Annotated in this window: 16 protein-coding genes and 1 pseudogene; 5 read left to right on the top strand and 12 right to left on the bottom strand. The window is 51.7% G+C overall.

The annotated features are described in order from the left end of the window. Positions 1–68: 68 nt before the first annotated feature. Positions 69–1325 carry an ROK family protein gene (locus tag ACTNDI_RS02190; protein ID WP_441099123.1) on the bottom strand — a complete coding sequence of 419 codons (1257 nt, stop codon included), beginning with the start codon at positions 1323–1325 and terminating at the stop codon, positions 69–71. A 324-nt stretch (positions 1326–1649) separates the two neighbouring features. Between ACTNDI_RS02190 and ACTNDI_RS02195 the strand changes: the two genes are divergently transcribed. From ACTNDI_RS02195 to ACTNDI_RS02205, 3 genes are all read left to right on the top strand, one after another. Next, the gene (locus ACTNDI_RS02195; RefSeq protein ID WP_441099124.1) at positions 1650–2525 is read left to right on the top strand and encodes a rhomboid family intramembrane serine protease; all 876 of its coding nucleotides are present in this window, start codon (positions 1650–1652) and stop codon (positions 2523–2525) included. A gap of 97 nt (positions 2526–2622) precedes the next feature. Further along, on the top strand, positions 2623–3198 hold the full coding sequence (locus ACTNDI_RS02200; protein ID WP_441099125.1) for an ECF transporter S component: 576 nt from the start codon (positions 2623–2625) through the stop codon (positions 3196–3198). Positions 3199–3282: 84 nt separating this feature from the next. After that, positions 3283–4413 carry a pyridoxal-phosphate-dependent aminotransferase family protein gene (locus tag ACTNDI_RS02205; protein ID WP_441099126.1) on the top strand — a complete coding sequence of 377 codons (1131 nt, stop codon included), beginning with the start codon at positions 3283–3285 and terminating at the stop codon, positions 4411–4413. 243 nt (positions 4414–4656) lie between these two features. Here the strand turns inward: ACTNDI_RS02205 and ACTNDI_RS02210 are convergent, their stop codons facing one another. The 6 genes and pseudogenes from ACTNDI_RS02210 to ACTNDI_RS02235 all read right to left on the bottom strand — a co-directional run bounded on the left by ACTNDI_RS02210 (position 4657) and on the right by ACTNDI_RS02235 (position 11821). Next, positions 4657–5538: a methylenetetrahydrofolate reductase gene (locus ACTNDI_RS02210; protein ID WP_441099127.1), complete on the bottom strand. Its 882-nt coding sequence runs from the start codon at positions 5536–5538 to the stop codon at positions 4657–4659. 103 nt (positions 5539–5641) lie between these two features. Next, positions 5642–6274 carry a methylenetetrahydrofolate reductase C-terminal domain-containing protein gene (locus ACTNDI_RS02215; RefSeq protein WP_441099128.1) on the bottom strand — a complete coding sequence of 211 codons (633 nt, stop codon included), beginning with the start codon at positions 6272–6274 and terminating at the stop codon, positions 5642–5644. 1 nt (position 6275) lies between these two features. Further along, positions 6276–8240 carry an electron transport complex subunit RsxC gene (rsxC, locus tag ACTNDI_RS02220; RefSeq protein ID WP_441099129.1) on the bottom strand — a complete coding sequence of 655 codons (1965 nt, stop codon included), beginning with the start codon at positions 8238–8240 and terminating at the stop codon, positions 6276–6278. Positions 8241–8577: 337 nt separating this feature from the next. After that, a complete protein-coding gene (locus ACTNDI_RS02225) occupies positions 8578–8943 on the bottom strand; it encodes a DUF1667 domain-containing protein (RefSeq protein WP_441099144.1) in 366 nt (121 codons plus the stop codon). A 125-nt stretch (positions 8944–9068) separates the two neighbouring features. Next, a pseudogene (locus ACTNDI_RS02230) lies at positions 9069–10334 on the bottom strand (NAD(P)/FAD-dependent oxidoreductase); the annotation flags it as partial. Positions 10335–10348: 14 nt separating this feature from the next. After that, positions 10349–11821 (bottom strand): NAD(P)/FAD-dependent oxidoreductase, encoded by a 1473-nt coding sequence (locus ACTNDI_RS02235; protein ID WP_441099145.1) that lies wholly within the window; start codon positions 11819–11821, stop codon positions 10349–10351. Positions 11822–12612: 791 nt separating this feature from the next. On the opposite strand from ACTNDI_RS02235, the gene ACTNDI_RS02240 reads away from it, so the two are divergent. Further along, positions 12613–13533 (top strand): FKBP-type peptidyl-prolyl cis-trans isomerase, encoded by a 921-nt coding sequence (locus ACTNDI_RS02240; protein ID WP_441099130.1) that lies wholly within the window; start codon positions 12613–12615, stop codon positions 13531–13533. Positions 13534–14050: 517 nt separating this feature from the next. After that, on the top strand, positions 14051–15253 hold the full coding sequence (locus ACTNDI_RS02245; protein WP_441099131.1) for an iron-containing alcohol dehydrogenase: 1203 nt from the start codon (positions 14051–14053) through the stop codon (positions 15251–15253). Between the two features lie 4 nt (positions 15254–15257). Here ACTNDI_RS02245 and ACTNDI_RS02250 read toward each other — a convergent pair whose 3' ends face one another. From ACTNDI_RS02250 to tsf, 5 genes are all read right to left on the bottom strand, one after another. Then, positions 15258–15821, bottom strand: coding sequence for a DNA-3-methyladenine glycosylase I (locus ACTNDI_RS02250; RefSeq protein ID WP_441099132.1), 564 nt, complete (start codon positions 15819–15821; stop codon positions 15258–15260). Between the two features lie 9 nt (positions 15822–15830). Then, positions 15831–18452: a cation-translocating P-type ATPase gene (locus ACTNDI_RS02255; protein WP_441099133.1), complete on the bottom strand. Its 2622-nt coding sequence runs from the start codon at positions 18450–18452 to the stop codon at positions 15831–15833. Between the two features lie 651 nt (positions 18453–19103). Then, positions 19104–20807, bottom strand: a complete 1704-nt coding sequence (gene ade, locus ACTNDI_RS02260) for an adenine deaminase (RefSeq protein ID WP_441099134.1) — start codon at positions 20805–20807, stop codon at positions 19104–19106. A 206-nt stretch (positions 20808–21013) separates the two neighbouring features. Continuing rightward, positions 21014–22330 (bottom strand): alpha-amylase family glycosyl hydrolase, encoded by a 1317-nt coding sequence (locus ACTNDI_RS02265; RefSeq protein ID WP_441099135.1) that lies wholly within the window; start codon positions 22328–22330, stop codon positions 21014–21016. Positions 22331–22612: 282 nt separating this feature from the next. Beyond that, complete coding sequence (tsf, locus tag ACTNDI_RS02270; protein WP_441099136.1) at positions 22613–23554, bottom strand: translation elongation factor Ts; 942 nt, start codon at positions 23552–23554, stop codon at positions 22613–22615. Between the last annotated feature and the right edge of the window lie 5 nt (positions 23555–23559).

Here is a 23559-nt window from a genome sequence, read left to right on the forward strand (position 1 = left end):
GAAGGCTCACACGAATAAAGTCACGGGAATGCGGCAGCATCATATGCAACAGGCGCTGCCGGAATGGATCACTCGCCTTTCTTTTGCGTGTCACTGAAAAAATCAGCCGGATGACGGAAAATATCCGTGATTGCCACTATAGCAGCGCCATTCACCATCGAGTCATGTTCAACGACGGAAAGACTGATATTTGTGCTTTCGAAAATTGCCGGGATTGTGCGCTCCCGCACCCTCTGTCTCACCCTCTGAAGCATCAGATCCGGCGCCACGTGGGACATTTCATCCCCCAGCATGAGGTATTTCGGATTAAAGCTGTTGATAATATTGACGACGCCGACCGCCAGACGATCGCAGCATTCCAGATAGACTGCTACGGCATCCGCATCTCCATCACGGACCAGTTCCGCTGCCTCCCGGAATGTCAGCGCTCTGTCTCTTTGCGGCGAACCGGAAGAGCTGTCTTCCGATGAACTGCGCCTGCGCATCCGCTCATTGACAAATTTTGTAAATGCAATCGATGAGCAGTAATTCTCAAGGCATCCTCTGTTGCCGCAGATGCATCTTGGCCCATTCATATCGATGGAGGTATGCCCGATTTCTCCGGCGGTGCCGATGCTTCCACGAACGAGCTCTCCGTCACTGATGATTCCGGCGCCGATGCCCTGCCCGGCAGCGACATAGACAAGGAGATCATTGTCCAGTTTGTCGCGATTATACCAGTACTGAGCAACAGCCGCCGCGTTTGCATTCTGTTCGATATAGATCGGAATGTGATACCGGTTTTTCAATTCCTGCTCAATCGGGACCTCATTCCAGCCGGATGCCCCCGTCATAAGCTCGATTCTCCGGGTTACCCTGTTATAGGGACCCGGAATTGCGACTCCGATTGCAAGGATCTTACGTCCCCCTGCCTCGTCAATGCATTGATCCACGGATGTTAACAGGTGGGAAAATACCTCCTTTGCGGACACTCCGGTGAAATCTTCAGATATACGGGAAAAAATCTCTTCTCCTGCAATGTTGAACAACCCGAATGAGTAATTCTTCCTGGTGATCCGGATTCCGATGACACCGTATTCTTCCTTGTTCAAAGAAATGCCGATCGATCGACGCCCCTTCTCCCCGGTCAGAAAACCGACTTCTTTTACAATTCCCCACCGGATAAAGTCATTGATAATGTTCGTCACCGTGGCCTGCTTCAGACCGGAAAGCTTTGCGAGTGTAATCCTTGCGCACTCGCCCTCACTTCGTAGAAAATTCAGGAGAAGCTCCCTGTTCAAATCCTGGATGTTCGTCTGATTCATGCCTGTTCTCGCTACACTCATATCTCGTCCTCATGTCTGCCGATCCGGATCCGGCCCCCTGTTCAGAATGTGTTCCCGGACAACGTTCTTTTATCTGATTATAACACGGAAACGAATAACTTATAAGACGGAACTAAGTGAAAGATACCGGAAGAACCGGCAATAGGACTGAAAAATCCTTACCGCACATAGTTGGGGTGAACAGTAACCGGCAGGAAACGGCCTCGCGGTGAGAAACGGGAAGTAAGAGCCTCTGGTAAAACAACGGAAAGGAAACGGATGAAGTGATCCTCTGGTCAAACATGTTGTGGTACAATGAGAGAAACCCTGGAGGAAAACGATTCGATGAAAACACAGAAATACCGGGATTATTCACTCAAATTCTATTATGAGGTAGCAGGAATCCGCTGTGAGGTCCTGGATCCTCAGAAAAACGTGCTGCAGGCAGGACTTTTCCAAAGTCAGGACGAGGCGGAACGGTGGGGACGTGATCTGATTGATCGCATTATTCGTTCGCGTGGCGACCGCTATTCGCAGGGAAATTCGCCTTTCGAGGCGGATGCCGGCTCCTCTTCTGGCACTTTCGGGAGGAAAAAACGGTCCGGCCGCGGGACTACAGTTCCTGTCATCACAATTCTGCTGATTCTCGCGAATGTGCTTGTGTTTCTGTTTGAAGAAATGACCGGAGGAAGCAATGGAGACAACGCAGTCGTTGAGGCAGGCGCACAGTATGCGCCGCTGATGATCAGGGAGCATGAGTGGTGGAGGCTGTTTACAAGCATGTTTATCCACTTCGGGTTCAGCCATATATTTTCCAATATGATCTCACTGACTTACTGCGGCTGGTCTCTGGAGCAACAGTATGGAAAAATCCGGTATCTGATTCTCTACCTGGTCAGCGGGATCGGCGGCAATCTTCTCAGCCTTGCTGTCGACCTTTCCACCGGAAACTTCGGAATATCTGCCGGCGCGTCCGGAGCCGTTTTCGGGCTGATCGGCGCATACGCAGGGGCTGCGGTCATAGACAGAAAGAAGACAAACCGCCGCGCGAATCCATGGCTGATGATTATTTTTTCCGTTTTTATGTTTCTCCAGAATATCGGGGCTGGTGTCAATGCCTGGGCCCATCTCGGAGGCATGATCACCGGTTTTATCCTTGGCATGGTTCTACGGGATAACGACCGAAACGGCAGACCGGATTTCCTTCAGAGAAATATCTGATCATATTTTTTTCTCCCGAATTGGAAATACTCATATATCCAAAAGCGTATAGAATAAGACGCAGATTTTCAAAATTCAATGGCGGGAGGAAACAATTATGACAGAGAAAAATACGACAAAGAAAACAGCAGCATCAAATGTAATCCCATTTAAAAGCCGTACTCAGGATCTGGTTACCACTGCGTTGATGATTGCCCTCACCTATGTGGCGACCTGGCTGATTAACATCCGTCTTCCGTTTGTGGGAAGCGGCGGACTGATTCATCTGGGAAATGTTCCCCTGTTTATTGCCGCGATTCTCTTTGGCAGGCGAACCGGTGCCCTCGCGGGCGGAATCGGGATGGGGCTTTTTGATCTGCTGAGCGGATGGACCGCCTGGGCGCCTTTTACCCTGATCATTGTCGGATTCATGGGCTTTGTAGTCGGTCTGTTCGCAGAAAAACGTCCGATCCGGAATGTGCATCTGAATGACACGGTTTCCATGATACTTGCTCTCTTGATCAAAATTGTCGGTTATTACTTTGCCGAGGTCATCCTATATGGAAACTGGATCACTCCCCTCGGCTCCATCCCGGGAAATGTTCTGCAGGTCGTAACGGCAGCCGTTATCGTTCTGGCTGTTCTTCCGGTACTTCGGAGAGTTACCCGCCGCGCCTATGCGGTGGCTGTCTGAGTCTGTCAGCGTCATTCCACCGCGGAGGCACACGTTTTTTGTTGTGCGGATGTTCATATTTTTTCCATCAGAGGTGATGATATTATGTACAAGATCATGACGGCGGGGCCCTCTCAGGTCCGCCAGAACGTCAGAGACGCAAGGGCGCTGCCCTGCACCAATCCGGACATTGATCCGGCATTCTACGATTTTTATCATGAAACCTGTGCGCTGCTCTCGAAGGCACTGCACACCGATCAGACTGCCTTCATTCTCGGAGGAGAGGGTATTCTGGGACTGGAAGCCGCCTGTGCTTCGCTCACGGAGCCCGGCGACCGGGTTCTCGTCATCGACAACGGCATTTTTGGAAAGGGATTCGCGGATTTTGTGAAAATCTACGAAGGGGTTCCTGTCCTCTTTACTACGGATTATCACGAGCCGGTACCCCTGAACGCCCTGAGAGCTTATCTGCAGAATGACCATGACTTCAAATACGCGACCGTTGTCCACTGTGATACACCGAGCGGGGTACTGAATGACGTGGAGGCCATCAGCAGACTTCTGAATTCCTACGGCATCATGGTCGTTGCGGACTCTGTTGCAGGCATGTTCGGAGAACCTCTTGATCTCGGGAAAAGCTGCATCGACATCCTTTGCGGAGGGTCTCAGAAAGCGCTCTCCTGTCCGCCCGGCCTGACTATGATCTGGGTAAGTGACCGCGCCTTCCGTGCCATGGAAGAACGGAAAACCCCGATAAGGAGCTTTTACGCGAACATTCTGGCCATGAAAAACTATTATAAGGATCAGTGGTTCCCCTACACCATGCCGGTCAGCGACATCAACGGTCTCCGGCAGGCGCTCGACAACTTCCTGGATGACCCGGATGTCTTCGACAGACATGCCCGGATTGCCGGTGCCGTACGGGAAACTGTAAGGGCAGCCGGTCTCTCCCTTTATCTGAGAAGCGGAATGTCCAACACGGTAACGGTGATCAATGTGCCGGATGGTATCACAGACCGGGAGCTGCTGAAGGAAATGGCGGAAGACTACAACATTCTGATATCCGGATGCTTTGATGTTCTTGCCGGAAAGGTTGTGCGAATCGGGCATATGGGCGAGAGCTGCAACCGGCCGGATGTCGCGGACACGCTCTGCGCGATGCAGAAGGTGCTGGAGAAGCATGGAATCCGCCTGAAATGTGACATGAAGCAGACATTTCTGACGCTCACAAAATAATCAGAAAACACGGTTCCTTCCCACAGAGAAATTGATCCGGACGGGTCAGAAAATATCACGTAACAACCCCAAAAGACGGTTCCAGCATATAGACATGTGGATCCGGACGGATCAGAAAATATTACACAAAAATCAAAAAAGGCGGCCCTGTCACACCCGGATCACGGGCAGTGACGTGGACCGTCTTCGTTTTAGGCTATTTTCTCCTCCGGTTTTTACCGGAAATGAACGCAGAAGATAAAATCAGCGGATTTCTGCCTTTTCCAGCAGCTCCGGGATCTTGTCCTCCCATCCGAGCGACATGATGTGAACGCCCTGACAGTAGGGTCTGCACTCCCGGATAATCCGGGCAGCGATTTCAACGCCGGTGATTCCGGCTTTTGTCTTCTCCTTGTCTGCTCTGAGCTCATCAAGCATGGAATCCGGGACAGAAATTCCCGCGACATTGTTGTTCATGAATTTGCACATGCCGACAGATTTCGGAATGATGATGCCAAGCATAACCGGTTTGCCGAACTGTTTCGCCTGTTCCATGAATTTGATGAACTTCTCCGGCTCAAAGACAGCCTGCGTCTGGAAGTATTCTGCGCCTGCCGCTACCTTTCGCTCCATTTTCATGAGCTGTGCGTCTACGGAGTCGCTGCATGGAGATACAACGGCACCCTTGGCGAACTTCGGCGGCTCGCCGACGAGATCGTTTCCTCCGAGATCCCTGCCCTGTTCCAGCAGACACATGGTGTGCAGAAGGGAGACGGAATCCAGATCGAATACCGGCTTCGCGTCCGGATGATCACCCAGCTTTGTGTGGTCTCCGGTAAGCGCAAGCACATTGTCGATGCCGAATAGCGCGGCGCTCAGCAGGTCAGATTCCAGAGCGATCCGGTTTCTGTCACGGCAGGCGAGCTGGAAAATCGGATTGAGCCCTGCATCCTTCAGTGTCTTGCAAACAGCCAGAGAACCGATCCGCATGACAGAGGACTGGCAGTCCGTTACGTTGATCGCGTCGACTTTGCTCAAATATTTCTTTGCGCTCTCCACCAGTTCATCGATGTGAAATCCCTTTGGCGGACCTACCTCTGCAGATACTACAAATTCGCCCTGTTTAAACAACTCTGTAATTTTCATAATTGTCTCTCCTGATATTTGTGATCTATGGCAGATATTCAGCCTCCGGCCCCGGGAACTGTAATTCACGGTATCTCAGGTCCGGAAGCCGAATTGCTTTCCTTTATGATTCTTTACATTCTCTGGTTGCTTCATCAGTTGCAAAATTGTGCAGCTGGGTAGGACAGCGCATGGCGTCGAGCCGACCGAGAGCTTTCAGCCGTTTGTATATGCGCTCCCATCCGCATTCCATCTCGGGATCCACTTCACACATACCGTTCCGGGCACCGCCGCACTGACCGTTCACAAGGCTCTTGGAGCACGCAGTGATCGGGCAGATTCCTCCGGTCAGATTCAGATAGCAGGTCCCGCACTGTCCGCAGTCTGCCTCAAGTGGAGTGACGCCCTGATACCCCGGCAGCCGGATCGTATCGCATGCGGCATACACTGGTTTGTCCCGGTAGAGATCCGCAACCGTCTGGACACCGACTCCGCATGAGAATACAAGAATTGAGTCAGCCGCCTCAATTTCAGCCGCATGGTTTTTCAGCTGGAGCTTCAGGTTGTCCGGGTTGCAGATATAATCTGTTGTGACGATACCGGTCACTCTCCCGCTCTCTGCAAGAGATTTCTCAAGCGCATCTGCTTCCTTCTCGGGGAAGCGTACCTCCATGCATCCGTGACAGTTAATAATGAATGCTTTACCGGTCACAAGGGACTCGATGGTATCTTTTGATTTTAACTCCGTAATCAGCACTTCACTTCACCTCCCTGATCATGACTTTTCCTTTTCTGATCTTGGTGACCAGAGGAATCTTGGAGGAGCAGATATACTGGCAGCAGCCGCACTCAAAGCAATCTCTGATATTTTCTGCAAGAAGAGCCTTCGCGTCGCCTTCATCCACATATTTCGCAAAATTCAGCGGTGCAAGTTCCATCGGACAGACATCCACACAGCGTCCGCAGCGGATGCAGGCTTCCTCTTCACTGTGCTGTGTATCGACAGCGATGATGCCGTTGGAGCCCTTGATCACAGGAACGTTCGTATCGGAAATCGCGAAGCCCATCATCGGGCCTCCCATCTTGATGGTGATATCGTCTCCTGTCGTGCCGCCGCAGTAGTCAATGATCTCCTGCACATTCGTACCGATCCTGACCATGAAATTTCCGGGATGAACCATATGCTCTCCCGATACGGTCACCGCCCGTTCCACCAGCGGCATGCCGGTTCTGATGGCGTCAGCAATCGCCTTCGCTGTGCTGACGTTGTCTACGACAGCGCCGACATCCGCAGGAAGTCCGCCGCTCGGAACCATTCGTCCCATCACATTCTTAATGAGCATCTTCTCGGCGCCCTGCGGATATTTCGTTCGTACGCAACGCACCTCGATGTTCGCAATATCTTCCACCTTTGACTGAAGCAGGGCTACAGCGTCCGGTTTGTTGTCTTCTATAACGATGTATCCCTTCGGCGCATTCACCGCCTTCATAATCGCCTGCAGTCCGAAAATGACAGCGTCCGGATACTCAAGAAGAACGCGGTGATCCGCGGTGAGAACGGGCTCGCACTCACATCCGTTCAGAAGGACCGCGTCAATCGGCTTGTTCGGCTTGAGCTTCACATAGGTCGGGAAGCCGGCGCCGCCCATTCCGGTGATGCCCTTCTCCTTTACGATTTCAATGATCTCATCCGGTGTGAGATCCTCCAGCTTTCCGGCGGGTTTCACAGATGCGTCCGGAGTGTCCTTGCCGTCAGACCGGATCACAATCGACATCACGCCCGGTCCCTTGTTCGGATGGGTATGCGGCTCGATGGCAGTAACGGTTCCGCTCACACTGGAGTGAATGCAGCAGCTGATAAATCCATCCTGCTCGGCAATTTTCTGTCCGACGTTTACGTGATCTCCGACCTTGACAATCGGAACCGCTGGCTTTCCAACATGCATGGACAAGGGAATAATTACCTGTTCCGGCTCCGGGAATTTCGCGAGCGGAATATCCTCGGTAATTTCCTTGCGTTCGCTCGGATGGACACCTCCGTAATAACCGGAGAATCTTCTCTCCCGGAGATTCTTTACATAGTCGTTGATTTCCTTGTGGCTGATTCTGGAATAATCGCGGTACTGCACAGGCTGAGCAAGAAATTCCTCCAGCCTTCCCTGTGCCTTCAGTCGGTCATAAATTCTCTGCCATGCGCAGTCCTTCTCCGGGTCAACTTCGCACTTTCCGTCCTTTGCGCCTCCGCACTGGCCGTTTAACAGGCTTTTGGAACAGTCAACAATCGGACAAATACCTCCGGTAAGGTTCAGATAACACTGAGAACACGCACCGCAGGTCTTCTTCGTCAGGGCCATACCATGATAACCGGTATAGTTCAGTGAATCAGCCGCAGCGAGTACGGGTTTAACCTCCATATTCGCGACTGTCTGAATACCAAGACCGCAGGCAACAACCGCAATATGGTCAGTTCCTTCTGGAATCATATCCGGCAGACGTTCTTCTGTCCGGACCTGATTGCAGAGGAAGTCAACCTTGGCAATGCCTGTGATCCTTTTGCCCTGTGCCTCCGCAAGCTTCGCGAACTCGTCCGCATCCGGCTCGTTCAGGGTGTCGAATTCCTTGAAGCATTTGTTACAGGCGACAACGAAGAGATTGTCTCTGTCTTTGAGAAGAGTTTTCAATTCTTCGCTGTCTTTCAACGCATACTTGGTATAATTCACCATTTTTCTCCTTTCTGAAATATTTGATTGTCCTGACCATCTATGTCCACTTCCGTGAAATTTCGGATTCTCCGCAATCCTACCGTTTCCATTAATCTCGGTTATCCGTTTCATACGCCTAAATAACCAGGACTTGTGTCTATTTTAGCATATTTTTTATCGAAATTCTCTATAATTTTTGGAAATTACATACAGATAATTCTGTCAACAGAACGCCGTCTGTGCCGCGCACGAATACTTCGCATTCGGCTGCGGCTCACTGTTCGCGTAAAAAAACAGGGCAGGGATTCACAGCCGCGCGAAAAGCGTGCCGTGAAATCTCTGCCCTGTCGGGTGTGGCTCACTGCCTGTGGATATTTCTTGTGGCAACGACATCGATTCCGGTTCCGCAGACGTCCGGAATGACGACATCTCCGATCTTTACGGGAGCTGAAATGCAGACGCGGTTGATGGCGTCCATGCATTCGAAAATCATGTCCTTCGGGATATTTCCCCTGGTCTTCACCGAACAGCGCTCCTTGTCCCCTCCTGTCACCGCGACGGTTGAGGTTACTGTTCTCTCCGGGTGTATAACCTCTTTTCTTGCGTACCGGTCGCCGATTTTGCAGCTGTTTCCGGTTACGCTCTTTATTTCTTCCCCTTCAAATTCTACTGTGATCTGGCAGCCCATGGGGCAGCCGATACAGGTCAGATCTCTTTTCTGCATCATACTCCGTGCCTCCTTCATATGGTCTGCCGGTGTGCGGCGCTGTCCGCAGCTCCGGACGTCTCATTCGCATGGCTCATGGTATTCTCCTCAGAAGCGCTCTTTACCGCTTCCGGGGTATCGTCCTCTTCGATTTTTATTGTGATGGTGCGCAGGTCCGGCTTTTCCAGAAGCTTTTTCTTCTGGAGAATGATTTGTTCCATCTCTCCGGGCGCCATGATTTTCTTCTTCTGATGCTGAACCCGCTCGTCATCAAAACAAACGCTCACATAGGCCTGACGATAAACCGCTCCGACCCGGAAGCGGACTGTCAGCAGATCATCCATCCGATCCGTGTGAATCGTTGACGGAACGGTATACCGGACTCCGCCGGCAGCGACAAGCCGAATAGGTGACTGTTCCCCTGATGCCTCAGCGCATCCGCTCTGCACATATCTGGCAGCAGCTTCACCTGCCCTGCCTGCCTCTTCTGATACGTAATCAACCAGATCATGAACATGAAGGACATTCCCGCAGGCAAATACACCGGGAATGTTCGTCTCCATGATTTCATTGACAAACGGTCCCTTCGTGACCGGATTCATCTCCACTCCGCAGCCTGCGGAAAGTTCGTTCTCCGGGATTAAGCCGGTGGACAGAAGAAGCGTGTCGCAGGTATACCGTTCTTCCGTACCCGGAATCGGTTTCATGTCCTTTCCCACCTTTGCTATCGTAACCGCCTTCACGCGGTCCTTTCCTTCAATGTCCACCACGGTGTGTGAAAGCTTCAGCGGAATTCCAAAGTCATCCAGGCACTGCACGATATTTCTCTTGAGGCCTCCGGAATAAGGCATCAGCTCTGCGACAACCTTGACGGTTGCCCCTTCAAGAGTCATTCTGCGCGCCATGATCAGCCCGATATCGCCGGATCCCAGGATGACGACCTCATGTCCCGGCATGTAACCCTCGATATTCACCAGGCGCTGTGCCGTACCTGCGCTGTAGATGCCGGCAGGCCGGTATCCCGGTATGTTCAGAGCACCTCTTGGTCTCTCCCTGCATCCCATAGCGAGAATCACGGCACCCGCCTGAATCCGGAACATCCCGTCAGTCCGATTCATCGCGGTCACAACCTTATCCCGGGAGATGTCCATCACCATCGTATCGAGTCTGTACTCGATACCCAAATCATATACCTGCTGAATAAAGCGGTCTGCATATTCCGGACCGGTCAGCTCCTCCTTGAAGGTATGAAGTCCGAATCCGTTGTGGATGCACTGATTCAGAATTCCTCCGAGTTCCTTATCTCTTTCCAGAATCAGAATGCTCCGGGTTCCGCCTTTTCTGGCCGCGATAGCCGCCGCAAGGCCGGCGGGACCGCCGCCGACAATCACAATATCATAAGACATCATCTCATTTGTCTCCATCATTCTTCCTCCCCGCTATGCTCTTTCGTGCGGCCGATAACCAGTCTGGAATTTCCCCCGCTCTTGGTGATTTTCTCATATGGAAGTCCAAGTTCCTGATGAAGGATCTCCATGGTACGCGGAGAACAGAAGCCTGCCTGACAGCGTCCCATGCCTGCTCTCGTTCTGCGCTTGACGCCGTCCAGGGAGCGGGCGCCGAGCGGGCGGTGGATCGCGTCCAGAATTTCTCCTTCGGTCACGGATTCACACCGGCAGATAATTCTTCCGTATGCTGGATTTTCCCGGATCAGCTCATTTCTCTCCTCAAAGGAAAGAGAGGCGGGATTCAGAATTCCCTTTCGGGTACCGGTCCAGTTCTCCTTCCGCTCCGGTTTCATCTTCTCCTCCAGCAGCTTTCTGACATATTCTCCAATCGCAGGACTCGAGGACAGGCCGGGGGATTCAATTCCCGCGCAGTCAATAAAATGAGGCGCATCCTCTACCTCTCCGATGATGAAATCATGGCCATCCTCATGAGCTCTGAGTCCGGCAAAGGAGGTGATTACCTGGCGCATGGGTATATTTTTCACGCTCTTCGCGGCTTTTTCTATGATCTCGTTCAGACTGTCCGCCGTTGTATTTGTACCTTCTTTGTTCTCGATATCCTGGGCATTCGGGCCGATCAGCAGGTTGCCGTGAATCGTAGGCGTTACCAGAACACCCTTGCCCATTTTTCCGGGCTGTGCGAAAACCGTGTGAGATACATGATTTCCGGCTGAATGGTCAAGCAGGCAGTAGCTGCCGCGTCTCGGGGTGATATGTATTTTCCTGGCGCTTACCATATTGTGGAAGACATCCGCGTAGACGCCGGCCGCGTTGACAAGGTACCTGGTCCGGTATTCTCCGTTGCAGGTGCGGATCTTCCAGATCCTCTCTCCGTCCGGCTTCAGGTTATCCGCTTCGATTTTTTCCACCTCAGTATTGAAGAAAAAGTCGACGCCGTTGACGTTTGCGTTTTCCGCCATCGCAATATTCAGAAGAAACGGGCAGACAATTCCGCTTGTTTTGGCATGGAACGCGCCTACCACATCGTCCGCGAGATTCGGCTCAATGGCGAGGGCTTCCTCCCGGCTCAGAATTTCCATGCTGTCGGCGCTTAGACCGTTGGCGATTCCCCGGTCATACAGTTCCTGAAGTCCTCCAAGCTCCTCCGGGTCCGTGCAGACCACAAGAGCGCCGTTTCTGCGGAACGGCACATCAAGATCAGCGGCAATCTTATCCATCATTTCGTTACCGCGAACATTCAGCTTAGCCATCATGCTTCCTGTCGCCGCATCAAAACCGGCATGCACAATCGCACTGTTGGCCTTTGTTGTGCCGCAGCAGACGTCTTCTTCCTTTTCCAGCACACAGATATTGAGTCTGTATCTGGAAAGCTCCCGGGCAATCGCGCATCCGCTCACTCCCGCTCCTACAATGATCACATCATACAGCATCGTACATTCAACCTCCTGATTTGTGGACTTCTGCCCTGCAGGGATACCCGCAGGCTGCAGGGAAAAAACTTACGGATTTTTCTCCACGATCGTGAAGCTTGCCACATCCGGCCGTCCCACATTCGGATGCGGCCTGCAGCTCGCTATCGCGACGCTCGCCGCACACGAATACTTCGCATTCGGCTGCGGCTCACTGTTCGCGTAAAAAAAGAGTCAGCACATAAACAGTACGATGTACTGTTCAGCGACTGACTCATTGTTCTCCAGCTGCAATATTAGATTTGACTATTCACTCTTCCGGAATTCATCGAGGTCTGTCAACAGGGATCGCCGCGCTACCGGCGGTACTTTGACCTCTGAAATCCGAAACTAAATGTATTGTAACACATCTTTCATCGTTTGTGTGTTATTTATCCGTTAATTTTTTTTATTTTTTTACCGGTTACTGATATTCAGTAATAAACCATACATTACATCGTGCCACAAACTGTATAAGCTAAGGATTGCTCCGTGCTTCGCGCTCTCGCAATCCTGGAACTCTGACATCTGCTACGCAGCTTCCGGACCTTGCAGCGGGAAATGCTGAGGATGTTGCTTTTCTTCTTATTATTTCGTATACTGTCTTTATTGCGCAGAAGTTGTGACAGTGAGATAACCCGTGAAACACGGTTGAATCGGTCGGAAAAACCAAAGATTTCAGAGCCAGCAGCTGATGAAAATGTTTTGTCAGCTGCCCACAGCCTGAAGCGAGTGGGCTTCCGCCTGCAACAAACGAAAGGATTTTATTTATGAAAATTGCAGTTACTTATGATAACGGAAATATCTTCCAGCATTTTGGAAGAACAGAGAATTTCAAGATTTATACCGTTGAGGACGGACGGATCGTGTCGAGCGAGGTGATTGGAGCCGGCGGAATCGGACATGAGGCGCTCGCAGGACTGCTTGCAGACCTTGGCGCAGATACGGTTATCTGCGGCGGAATCGGCGGCGGCGCCCAGTCGGCTCTCCAGTCCGCGGGGCTGCAGATTGTCTCCGGCGCACAGGGTGATACGGATGAGGCGGTTCAGGCATTTCTCGCCGGAAAGCTTTCTTCAGCGGGAGTGAATTGTGAGCATCACCATGGATCCGAAAGTCACGGCGGATGCTGCGGAGACAGCGAAGACGGATGCTGTGGTGACAATGAAGACGGATGCGCCGGCGGCTGCTGCGGCGGCGAGGAGGAAGAAGGCTGCGGTGGATGCTGTGGAGGCGGCTGTCATGAAATGAAGGTGATCCTGGAGGGTAAAAACGCCGGAAAGACAGTGAAGACGCATTACGAAGGCACCTTCAACAACGGGACGGTCTTTGACTCATCGTACGACCGGGGAGAACCGCTGGAGTTTGTCTGTGGAACGGGCATGATGATCCCTGGCTTTGACAAGGCGGTCGTAGATATGAATGTCGGAGATATTGTAAATATTCATCTCACTCCGGACGAAGCTTACGGCGAACGCGATCCAAGAGCGATTTTCACGGTAGAGATCAGCCAGATGGAGGGTGCCGCCGGTCTGAAGACAGGCGACCATGTATACCTCTCAAACGCTATGGGACAGCCGTTTCCGGTTGTCGTCACTGCAAAGGATGACAGGACAATTACTTTCGATGCCAACCATGAGATGGCTGGAAAGGAGCTCAATTTCAAGATCGAGCTTGTCTCCGTGGAAGCATGATCGGGATATAAAAGGCGACACCTTGTCCCCGACTGTTTTTTGCATATGACTGACCAGGACAGAGAACGGATCGGAAACGCTTTTCCTGATGCGTGTAAAGCTGCACCGGACTGATCACGACAGCGGGACAGACGCCGGCCATTTCAGCCGGCGGCAAAAATTCCTCCCACCAGAGCCTGATTTCCATATCAGGATCTGTGAGGGAGGATTTTTTTACGCGAACAGTGAGCCGCAGCCGAATGCGTAGTATTCGTGTGCGGCGAGCGTCGCGATAGCGAGATAAAACTCGCGCAGCGTGTTTTATCTCGTTTTGCTGCGGGGCTCAGGGGTCATCTCTACCAGCGTTCTTCTGTGCTCTCGCGTTTGTATCGATGGCCTTTCCAATATAATGGTGCCCCGTGCGCAGTATAACAGGGGTATAATGAAAAAGTAACCCTGAAGCATACCGGACAGGATCTGTCCGTCAGGAAAATCCGCACCAGATGTATGCCGCCGGATTTCGGAAAGGATATCTATTATGAATGTTAGATTAGATCAGATATACGACAGACTCTATCAGAGTGTATTCGGACTTGGGATCCGGGTTTTGCCGGTAAAAGGCCCTGAGGTGGTTTCCGGAGCCCATGCATTGAATCGTATCGATGAAATTCTGGAAAAAGAAGGAAAATCACACCCGATGATTGTCACGGGGCCGAGAATTGTAAAAAGCGATTTTTTCGTAAACGCGTGTAAAAAGCTGAAGGAATATTCGCTCTTCTCCGATGTCCGTCCGGATCCGGATACGAAAACAGTTGAAAAGATCGCTGCCATGTATACACAGGAGCGGTGTGACTGCTTTGTGGCAATTGGCGGCGGCTCAAATATGGACGCGGCGAAGGCAGCTTCTGCCCGGATTGCCAGACCGGACAGGTCGCTGCAGGAGATGGGCGGAACTCTGAAGGTTCGCAGGAAGACGCCTCTCTTCCTTGCGGTACCGACGACTGCAGGCACCGGTTCCGAATGCACAGTCGCCGCCGTTATAACCGACGCGGAGACACATCATAAGTATTCGATCAACGATTTTGTCCTCTGTCCGGACTATGCAATTCTCGATCCGGTTCTGACTGTTTCTCTTCCGCCGTTTCTGACCGCCACAACGGGAATGGACGCTCTGACGCATGCGGTTGAGGCATACCTCAACCGGCCTTATCACCGTCGGGAGACACCCGGACAATGTCGGGAAGCTGTCAGAGCGATTTTTCGTTATCTTCCTGAGGCATTTAAAAAACCGGACAATCTGAAGGCACGTCAGGAAATGCTTTTTGCCTCTTTCAAGGCCGGACTGGCTTTCACCACCGCCTGTGTGGGGAACGTACACGCGGCGGCGCACACCATCGGCGGCCTGTATCATGTTCCGCACGGGCTCGCCAACGCGGTCCTTCTGCCCATCGTTCTCGAGGATTACGGAAAAAAAGTAGAACGGCCTCTCGCAGATCTCGCCAGAGCAGCTCATATCGCAGCAGGCACGGACAGCGAATGTGCCGCTGTCTTTATTCAGAAAATCCGCGACATGAACCGGACGTTTGGCATTCCGGATCACATCGAGGGAATCTCCGAAGCTGACCTGGACCAGATGGCCGCGTGGGCGGTTCAGGAAGCCAATCCTCTGTATCCGGTTCCGGTTATTTATGACCGGGAGCATTTCAAAAGGATTCTCCGCAGAGCCGGACAGCTGTCCTGAACATTTATGGCTGTTTTCTGACCTCACAGTCTTCCAGGTGATCGTTTACGATTCCGACAGCCTGAAGAAAAGAATAGGTAATGACAGGTCCTACATAGGAAAGTCCCCGCTTCTTCATGTCCCGGCTCATCTCCCGGGAAAGTCCGGAGACCGCGGGGATCTCCTCCGGTGTCTTCCAGTGCCCGTCCCGCGGTCTGCCATCCGTAAAGCTCCACAGATACGCGTCAAAGGAGCCGAATTCATCCCGGATCTTCTGAACCGCGGCAGCATTCCGGCGCACACTGAAAATCTTGCTCCGGTTCCGGATCAGTCCCTCATCAGTCATAAGGCCTTCCAGTTCAGCATCGGACATTGCTGCGCAGGCGTCTATCTCAAAGTTGTGGAAGGCCCTCTGATAGAAGGCCCTTCTGTGAATGATCGTCTTCCAGGATAATCCGACGCTGGCGCCCTCGAGGCAGAGCATTTCGAATTCAAAGCGGTCATCATGCCTGATTCTGCACCATTCCCTGTCATGGTATTCCATCAGAATCGGATCATCTCTGAAATATTCTGTACATCTGCTGCTCACTGCGATTCCTCACTTTCTTTGTATGATTCGGACAATCTGAATGATTGCCGTCGGTATCAGCGCCAGAACGCCGATGGTCAGAATATGTATGCTGTTCAGGGCTGATACCGAGAACAGGCTTCTGCCCACAGGGGTGACGGAAACAAGGATCACCAGAACCAGTCCGAGCAGGAATGCACCTAGGCTGTAGGGATTTTTTCGGAATCCCAGGCGGAGCAGGCTTTTTTCTCCGCGGCAGTTGAAGCCGTGAAGCAGCCGTGAGCAGGTCAGCGTCAGAAACGCGAGCGAGCATGCCATGGCAGGGGATTCTCCAAGGCCGATATGATAGGCGATGATAACAGCCACGGAAATCAATCCTCCCTGAAAAATCATCCGCAGCGCAAAGTTGCGGTCCATGATTCCAGCCTTCGGGTCTCTGGGCTTCTTCTTCAAAACATCGTCTGAGCCGGGCTCCATTCCGATCGCCAGCGCCGGAAGTGAATCTGTCACCAGATTAATGAACAGAAGCTGTACCGGCTGGAACGGAATCGGAAGCGCCAGAAGCGAGGTAACCAGAACGGTGATAATTGCCGAAAGATTGCCGGACAGCAGATAGAGAACGGCGTTACGGATATTTGTGTAGATGGTCCGCCCGTTCGCAACTGCCTTGATTATCGTTGCGAAATTGTCATCTTCCAGAATCATGGACGCCGCATCCTTAGAGACTTCCGTTCCCGTGATGCCCATCGCGACTCCGATATCCGCCTTCTTCAGAGCAGGCGCGTCGTTTACACCGTCGCCGGTCATGGAAACGATTTTTCCCTTTTTCTGCCAAGCATCCACGATCCGGATTTTATTCTCCGGAGATACTCTGGCGTAGACTGATATTTTCTCGATTTTTCCGTTGAGTTCTTCATCCGACATATCATCCAGCTCCATGCCGGTTACCGCAAGATCACCCTCCTGAAAGATGCCAATCTGCTTCGCAATCGCGGTCGCTGTGATCTTATGATCTCCAGTGATCATTACGGTCCGGATTCCTGCCTCTTTTGCATGCTGAACGGCCTGAACGGACTCCTCTCTCGGTGGATCCATCTCCGAAATCAGTCCGAGGAAGGTGAAGTGATACTCTGTCTCCGGTGAAAGCTCCTCTTCAGACTCCCGGTACGCAAACGCCAGAACACGGAGACCGTTTTCAGAGAACTTCCGGTTCTGCTCTGTGATATTCTTACGGTCTTCCTCAGTAATCGGCCTGATTTCCTCATCGCTGATCCGAATGCTGTCACAGCGGTCAAGCAACACATCTACAGCGCCCTTGGTGAAGATTGTGGAAACTCCGTGGATCCGGTGCTTTGTACTCATCAGCTTCCGGTCGGAATCAAAGGGCACCTCCTCAATCCTTCGCAGCATGGTGCGAAGGTCCTCGTAAGAAAGCGTCAGATCCTCTTCCTTCTGCATCAGGCCCTTGACCTTGCCATACATCTCCAGAAGCGCGTATTCTGTCGGATCTCCGACTCCCTTTCCGTTTGATAATGTCGCATCGTTGGTGAGAACGGAGTCGTAGAGAAGATAACGATGTGTCTGCTGATGCATATCAAACTCCTCCGGCCCGAATACTCTGCCGCCGGCATAAATCTGCTGCACCGTCATCTTGTTCTGCGTCAGAGTACCGGTTTTGTCCGAGCAGATAACCGATACGCAGCCCAGAGATTCCACTGCGGATAGTTTCTTGATGACCGCATGTTCCCGTGCCATTTTTTGCGTTCCCATAGCCTGCACGATCGTAACGATGGAACTGAGTGCCTCGGGAATTGCTGCAACCGCAAGCGCAACGGCGAACAGGAGAGAATTCAGAAGCTCCATGCCCCGCACGATTCCCAGTACAAAAATTACCGCCGAAATAATCAGAATCCCTGTCGCGAGTTTCTTTGAAAAATCATCCAGATTTTTCTGAAGGGGGGTTTTTTTCTCACCGGTCTGGTTCATCAGTGTGGCAATCCTGCCGATTTCCGTCTGCATTCCCGTTTCCGTCACCAGAACCACGGCGCGCCCATAGGTGACAAGGGAGCCGGAATAGACCATGTTCTTCCGGTCCGCAAGCGGCAGATCGCCATTGAGCACAGCATCACTCTTGTCCACATTAAGAGATTCTCCGGTCAAAGAGCTCTCATTGACCTGAAGGGAATAGTTCTCCAGGATCCGTCCATCCGCGACGATCAGATCACCAGCCTCCGCCACAAGGATATCGCCCGGCACAACCTGTCTGGATTCGACTTCTACGCGCGTCCCATTACGAATTACCTTTGCGGTGGGCGAGGACAGTGCCTTCAACGCCTCGAGAGATTTTTCCGCTTTTACATGCTGAACTGTCCCCAGAACCGCATTCAGCACAAGAACGGCAAAAATAACCAGTGTACTCTCCACATCGCCGGTCAGCATGGAAATTGTCGCGGCGATAATCAGGATAATCACCATCAGGTCCTTGAACTGTCCCAGGAAAACCTGCAATACTGATTCCTTCTTTTTTTCCTTCAGTTCATTGAACCCATACTGTTCCTGACGTTTTCTGACCTCATCATCTGTGAGCCCTTCCTTACTGGAATGAAGCTCCTGAAGGGATTCTTCTGAATTCTTCTGATACCAGTCCGCCATAGCTGCACCTTCCTTTCTTCTGTTCTGTTCCGTCAATTGTCACGCTGTTCGTGCTTATACCTGTTGCCTTCGAAATCGCATACAGTCTCTTACGCGCTTCGCGTGCGACGATCCTGTTTGCGTTTTCGATACATTGTGCCACACACTGTATAAGCTACGGATTGCTCCGTGCTTCGCACTCTCGCAATCCTACAGGTGACCGACTTCGTCGGTCTGTCGCGGCGTTCGCCCCACCGCTTCACACTTTGTGTGAGCGGATGTGGCTCACTGCCCACGCATATTCGCGTTTTCGCCGTGTTTCACACGGCTTCACGCTCATACCTGTTGCCTTCGAAATCGCATACAGTCTCTTACGCGCGCTTCGCGACAGGCGGCCTGTCTGCGTTTTCGAAGAGCTTATACAGTAAAAGAGACTTTACGCAGACGGAAAGGCAGAACACAACGTTCTGTCTCTCCATCTGCATAAAGTCTCATCACCTGAACGAATCCCGAGGTATAGCCAACCATTCTGCCGCATGGACAGACGCGCTTGTTGACGGGCTATTTTGATTACTCCCTCTATGCTTCTGTAAAACAGAATGCTATCATCCGCAGGTCTTTCCGTCAAGTGTTTTTGAAAAATTTAGATACTTTAGTAACGACGGAATTTTTTCATGCCCTGCGGAGAAATTCACCGCCCGTGACGCTGTAGATGCCTCTCGGCGTACAGCGGATCTCCGGAATAACCGGGAGCGCCATGAAAGAGAGTGTAATGAAGGGATCCATATCCTCGGGAACGCCCATCCGGTGTGCCTGACGGATCATCTTTCGAAGCTTCTGATTGACATAGCTGTAGCTCCTGTCGGAAATCAGTCCCATGATCGGAAGCTCAAGGGTGTCACAGACCTCACCGTTCCGGATGATCGTATAGCCGCCGTGCGTTCGTTCAAGTTCCTTTACCGCAAGAAGGATATCCCGGTCATTGTCTCCGATGACGATGATATTGTGGCTGTCGTGAGACACTGAGGATGCGATTGCGCCTTCCCGCAGTCCAAAATTCTGTACCACACCGACGCCGGTTTTTCCGGTTGCCTTGTGCCGCTCAAAAACCGCGATCTTGTCCAGATCGCCGTTTGCCTCAAAATACTCCTTCCCGGGAAGGAGCAGGTCCTTTCGCTCAGTGAGAATCTGTCCCGGGATCATGCGGATCACCGGGAAAGGATGCCCGTCCAGGCGTATTTTCAGCTTTTCCGGATCGATCTTTCCGAGGTGGATGGTATCCATCAGCTCTGGTGGACACGGCGCAGGCTTTATTCTCTGCTCTCCTCTGATCAAGTTTCCCTTGTAGAAGACCATCCGGGCATTGAAGTCCTTGATGGAATCCCATACCACAAGGTCTGCGTCATACCCGGGCGCAACAGCTCCGGTTCTTCTCAGCCCGTAGCATCGCGCCGGCTGTATTGTCGCCATCTTGACAGCGGCGATTGGACTGATGCCCATACTGACAGCCTTGCGGACGTTGTGATCGATGTCGCCCTCCCGAGCAATATCTTCGATGTGTTTGTCGTCCGTGCAGAAACAAAAGCCCTCGGTATTTGTATTGTTCTCTACAATGCCCTTTACTATCATTTCCAGATTCCTTGCGGCGCTCCCCTCCCGGATATGACAGGTCATGCCCATGGAGCGTTCCTTCATGACGTATTCATAAGTGGTGCCCTCGTGATCAGTGGTCACACCGGCCATGACATAGGCGGCAAGCTCCTCATCCGACAAATTCGGAGCGTGGCCATCCTTCACTTTGCCGTCAAACAGCTCCAGCTTACGGTTCATCTCCGGATCCCCATTGATGACAGACATGCAGTCCATCACCTCGCCAAGACCAAGAACACGGCGGTTTTTCAGATAAGGAGCCATCTGATCCGCAGTCAGGGTACAACCGTTGTCATCAATCGGTGTGGACGGGACGCAGGAGGCGATCATCACGTAGACGTGTGCGGGACAGTTCTCCGTCTGGGACAGGAGATAATCGATTCCGGCTGTCCCTGCCACGTTTGCCACCTCGTGAGGATCAACGATAAAGGTAGTGGTTCCGTGTGCCGTTGCCTTGGCAATCAGCACCTGCGGATTTACGAGTGTCGACTCCAGGTGAAGATGCGCGTCAATAAATCCCGAGGTAAGATACTGGCCCTCCAGATCAATTTCGCGCACACCGTGATAATCTCCGATTCCGACAATCATGCCGTTTGTAATTGCGACATTTCCTTCCTCCACACGGTCGGTAAATACATTGACTATTTTCGCATTTTTCAGAACAAGATCTGCCTTATCTAGCTTCCTTGCCGCTCTGGAGCAGCCGATATACTTCGTAAGTTCCATACCATATCACCTCCGTATCGGAACGACACACTGTCTCTCAGATTACACACTGCATTCCCTAAGCCGCTTACCTCTTTGCATCGTTCAGGCGGACCGCCGCAATGGATAAGTTTCCGCGATGCGGAAGCTGCAGGCAGCTTCCGTGCCGCTAATGAACTTGCCCACTGGTGAGCAGGCACCGTAAGCCGGGAATATTGCGACTGGACTTACACAAGAATGATCAAGGGCTCACCGCTGACCGATATCCGCCCCATGCTCACTTCTACTTCTGTGCCGTCAATCAGGTTTGTATAGATGCCGTCTGGTATCTCATAGGGCTTTACGGAAAGAAGCCCTGTCTCTCCCCGGAGCGAAAAGATTCCGACAGCTCTCTTACCGGTATCCCCCGCTGTTCTGTCCGCGTTCTCCGTGCGGATTCCGATCAGAATGTCCCTGTCCTCCGCCTGCAGATGGATACTGCAGTCTGCCGCAAAATTTTCTTTTCGGATTTGGAAAAGCTTCTGAAGCAGAGGCGTGATATCTTCTCCTTTCCAGGAAATATTATCTCTGTCAAACAGTCCCGGTGTGTGGTCCGCACATCTTTCCTGTCCATTATAAATCAGAACAGTTCCCTTCTGAAAATACTGAAACGCTGTCCAGTTGCGGAGCGCCTTCTCGTCACGAATCATGTAAGCAGCCCTGAGCTGGTCATGATTCTCAAGGAATCTCAGTTTGTCGTAATTGTCGGGATAGATACACTCCTGAAGGTTGACAGCATCCGCGTACTCTTTCAGCTTCTTTGAGCCAGTCAGATAATCGTAGAAGATTCCGTGAATGTCATATGCATAGCTGATATCGAATGCCTGAAAGATTTCCGAATCCGACGCGCAGGGAATGCCGTGTGAGCGGTTAAACGAGATAAACTCAGGTTCCACAGTTTCTGCCAGCCAGATACATCCCGGATGTACCTCCTCCACAGCTTCTCTAGCCGCTTTCCAGAACGCAACCGGAACAAGCGGAGCGACGTCACAACGGAATCCGTCGACCCGGTATTCCCCTGCCCACATTTTCAATGTGTCAATCTGATACTTCCACAGATCATGGCAGCTGTAATCCAGGTCAATGACATCCCACCAGTCTCCGATCCGGTTGCCAAAGCTTCCATCCGGTTTGTGATAGAAATATTCCGGGTGCTCCTTCGCGAGAACACTGTCGGGTGAAGTATGATTGTATACGACGTCTATGATGCATTTCATGCCATGGTCGTGGATTGCATCCACAAGATGTCGAAAATCCTCTGCTGTTCCAAATTCAGGATTTACCGCGCGGTAATCCCGGATCGCGTACGGAGACCCCAGACTGCCCTTCCGGTTTTTCACGCCACACGGATGAATCGGCATCAGCCAGATGATATCTGTTCCCAATGCCTTGATCCTGGGAAGGTCCCGACGAACCGCGTCAAAGGTACCTTCTTCGCTGTAGTTTCTTACAAAAACGGAATAAATCACATCATTTCGTAATTCTTTTGAAGTATTGTATGCCATCGTTTTATACCTTTCCGTTCCCGCCTCTGTCAGATGCGGGTATTTACTTTTTGTATGCTCCACTTGCGTAGCACATCCTGTCTGTCTATAACAGTATATCGCCGGAGAACTGTTCCTTCAAATAGAAATTAGAAAAGCTCCGGAGGCTCTGTCACGTTAAATTCTTTGTGTGACTGTGCTTCCGAAGCTTGTCTGTTTTGTAATGCTTTTAAATTTTCTCGATTTATAAGAGATCAGGAAGAGGTGCGCGGATAACTCCGGCACAATTCAGATCCACCGGAATTACTTTCCTGCAACCTGAGCAGCTACCTCAGCGGCGAAATCCTCGTTCTTCTTCTCAAGTCCTTCTCCGGTCTCGAAACGAGTAAAGCCCTTGATGGTAACTTTGGCATTGTTCTCTTTTGCTACCTGCTGAACATATTTCTCAACAGACTGCTTGCCGTCCTCAGCCTTTACGTATACCTGATCAAGAAGAACGATCTCCTTCAGTTCCTTGTTGACACGGCCCTTTACGATTCCCTCGATCACTTTCTCAGGCTTCTGGGATTCCTTGGGATCGTTCATGATTGCAGCGCGAAGAATCTCTGTCTCATGCGCGATGTAGTCTGCCGGAACCTCAGCGTTGCTTGTGTACTGCGGTCTCATGGCAGCGATCTGCATGGCAACATTCTTTGCCATCTCTTTGATTGCGTCATTTACGACATCTGTCTCAACATCAACCAGAACGCCGATCTTTCCATCCGCATGATTGTAGGTTGCTACAAATCCGTTCGGCTCCTCAACCTGTGCGAAACGACGGATATGCATATTCTCGGAGATAACGGCGATCTCTGCGTCAAGCTCTTCCTTAACGGTCTTGCTTGTGTCGAACTTCCAGGGCTCTGCCAGGAATGCGTCGATATCTGCAGCGGTTGTTGTCAGTGCCTGATCTGCAACCTGTGCCACATAGGAACGGAACTTCTCGTTCTTGGCAGCAAAGTCTGTCTCGGAATTTACCTCAACGATAGCGGCCTTTTTGCCATCATCAGCAGCCTTGAACATAACAATACCTTCTGCGGCGATACGTCCGGACTTCTTCTGTGCCTTTGCCATACCGTTCTCACGAAGCCATTCAACTGCCTTATCCATATCTCCGTCGGTGTTCGTCAGGGCCTTCTTGCAGTCCATCATTCCGGCACCGGTCATTTCTCTTAACTCTTTAACCTGAGAAGCTTTAATAGCCATTTCGA

Source organism: Bilifractor sp. HCP3S3_D3 (assembly GCF_052063915.1).
GTDB lineage: Bacteria > Bacillota > Clostridia > Lachnospirales > Lachnospiraceae > Bilifractor.

Bases quoted from the DNA above. Each gene is read 5' to 3' on its own strand.
- ACTNDI_RS02190 (WP_441099123.1), bottom strand. From the start codon at position 1,325: ATGAGTGTAGCGAGAACAGGCATGAATCAGACGAACATCCAGGATTTG.
- ACTNDI_RS02195 (WP_441099124.1), top strand. From the start codon at position 1,650: ATGAAAACACAGAAATACCGGGATTATTCACTCAAATTCTATTATGAG.
- ACTNDI_RS02200 (WP_441099125.1), top strand. From the start codon at position 2,623: ATGACAGAGAAAAATACGACAAAGAAAACAGCAGCATCAAATGTAATC.
- ACTNDI_RS02205 (WP_441099126.1), top strand. From the start codon at position 3,283: ATGTACAAGATCATGACGGCGGGGCCCTCTCAGGTCCGCCAGAACGTC.
- ACTNDI_RS02210 (WP_441099127.1), bottom strand. From the start codon at position 5,538: ATGAAAATTACAGAGTTGTTTAAACAGGGCGAATTTGTAGTATCTGCA.
- rsxC (WP_441099129.1), bottom strand. From the start codon at position 8,240: ATGGTGAATTATACCAAGTATGCGTTGAAAGACAGCGAAGAATTGAAA.
- ACTNDI_RS02225 (WP_441099144.1), bottom strand. From the start codon at position 8,943: ATGCAGAAAAGAGATCTGACCTGTATCGGCTGCCCCATGGGCTGCCAG.
- ACTNDI_RS02240 (WP_441099130.1), top strand. From the start codon at position 12,613: ATGAAAATTGCAGTTACTTATGATAACGGAAATATCTTCCAGCATTTT.
- ACTNDI_RS02245 (WP_441099131.1), top strand. From the start codon at position 14,051: ATGAATGTTAGATTAGATCAGATATACGACAGACTCTATCAGAGTGTA.
- ACTNDI_RS02255 (WP_441099133.1), bottom strand. From the start codon at position 18,452: ATGGCGGACTGGTATCAGAAGAATTCAGAAGAATCCCTTCAGGAGCTT.
- ade (WP_441099134.1), bottom strand. From the start codon at position 20,807: ATGGAACTTACGAAGTATATCGGCTGCTCCAGAGCGGCAAGGAAGCTA.
- ACTNDI_RS02265 (WP_441099135.1), bottom strand. From the start codon at position 22,330: ATGGCATACAATACTTCAAAAGAATTACGAAATGATGTGATTTATTCC.
- tsf (WP_441099136.1), bottom strand. From the start codon at position 23,554: ATGGCTATTAAAGCTTCTCAGGTTAAAGAGTTAAGAGAAATGACCGGT.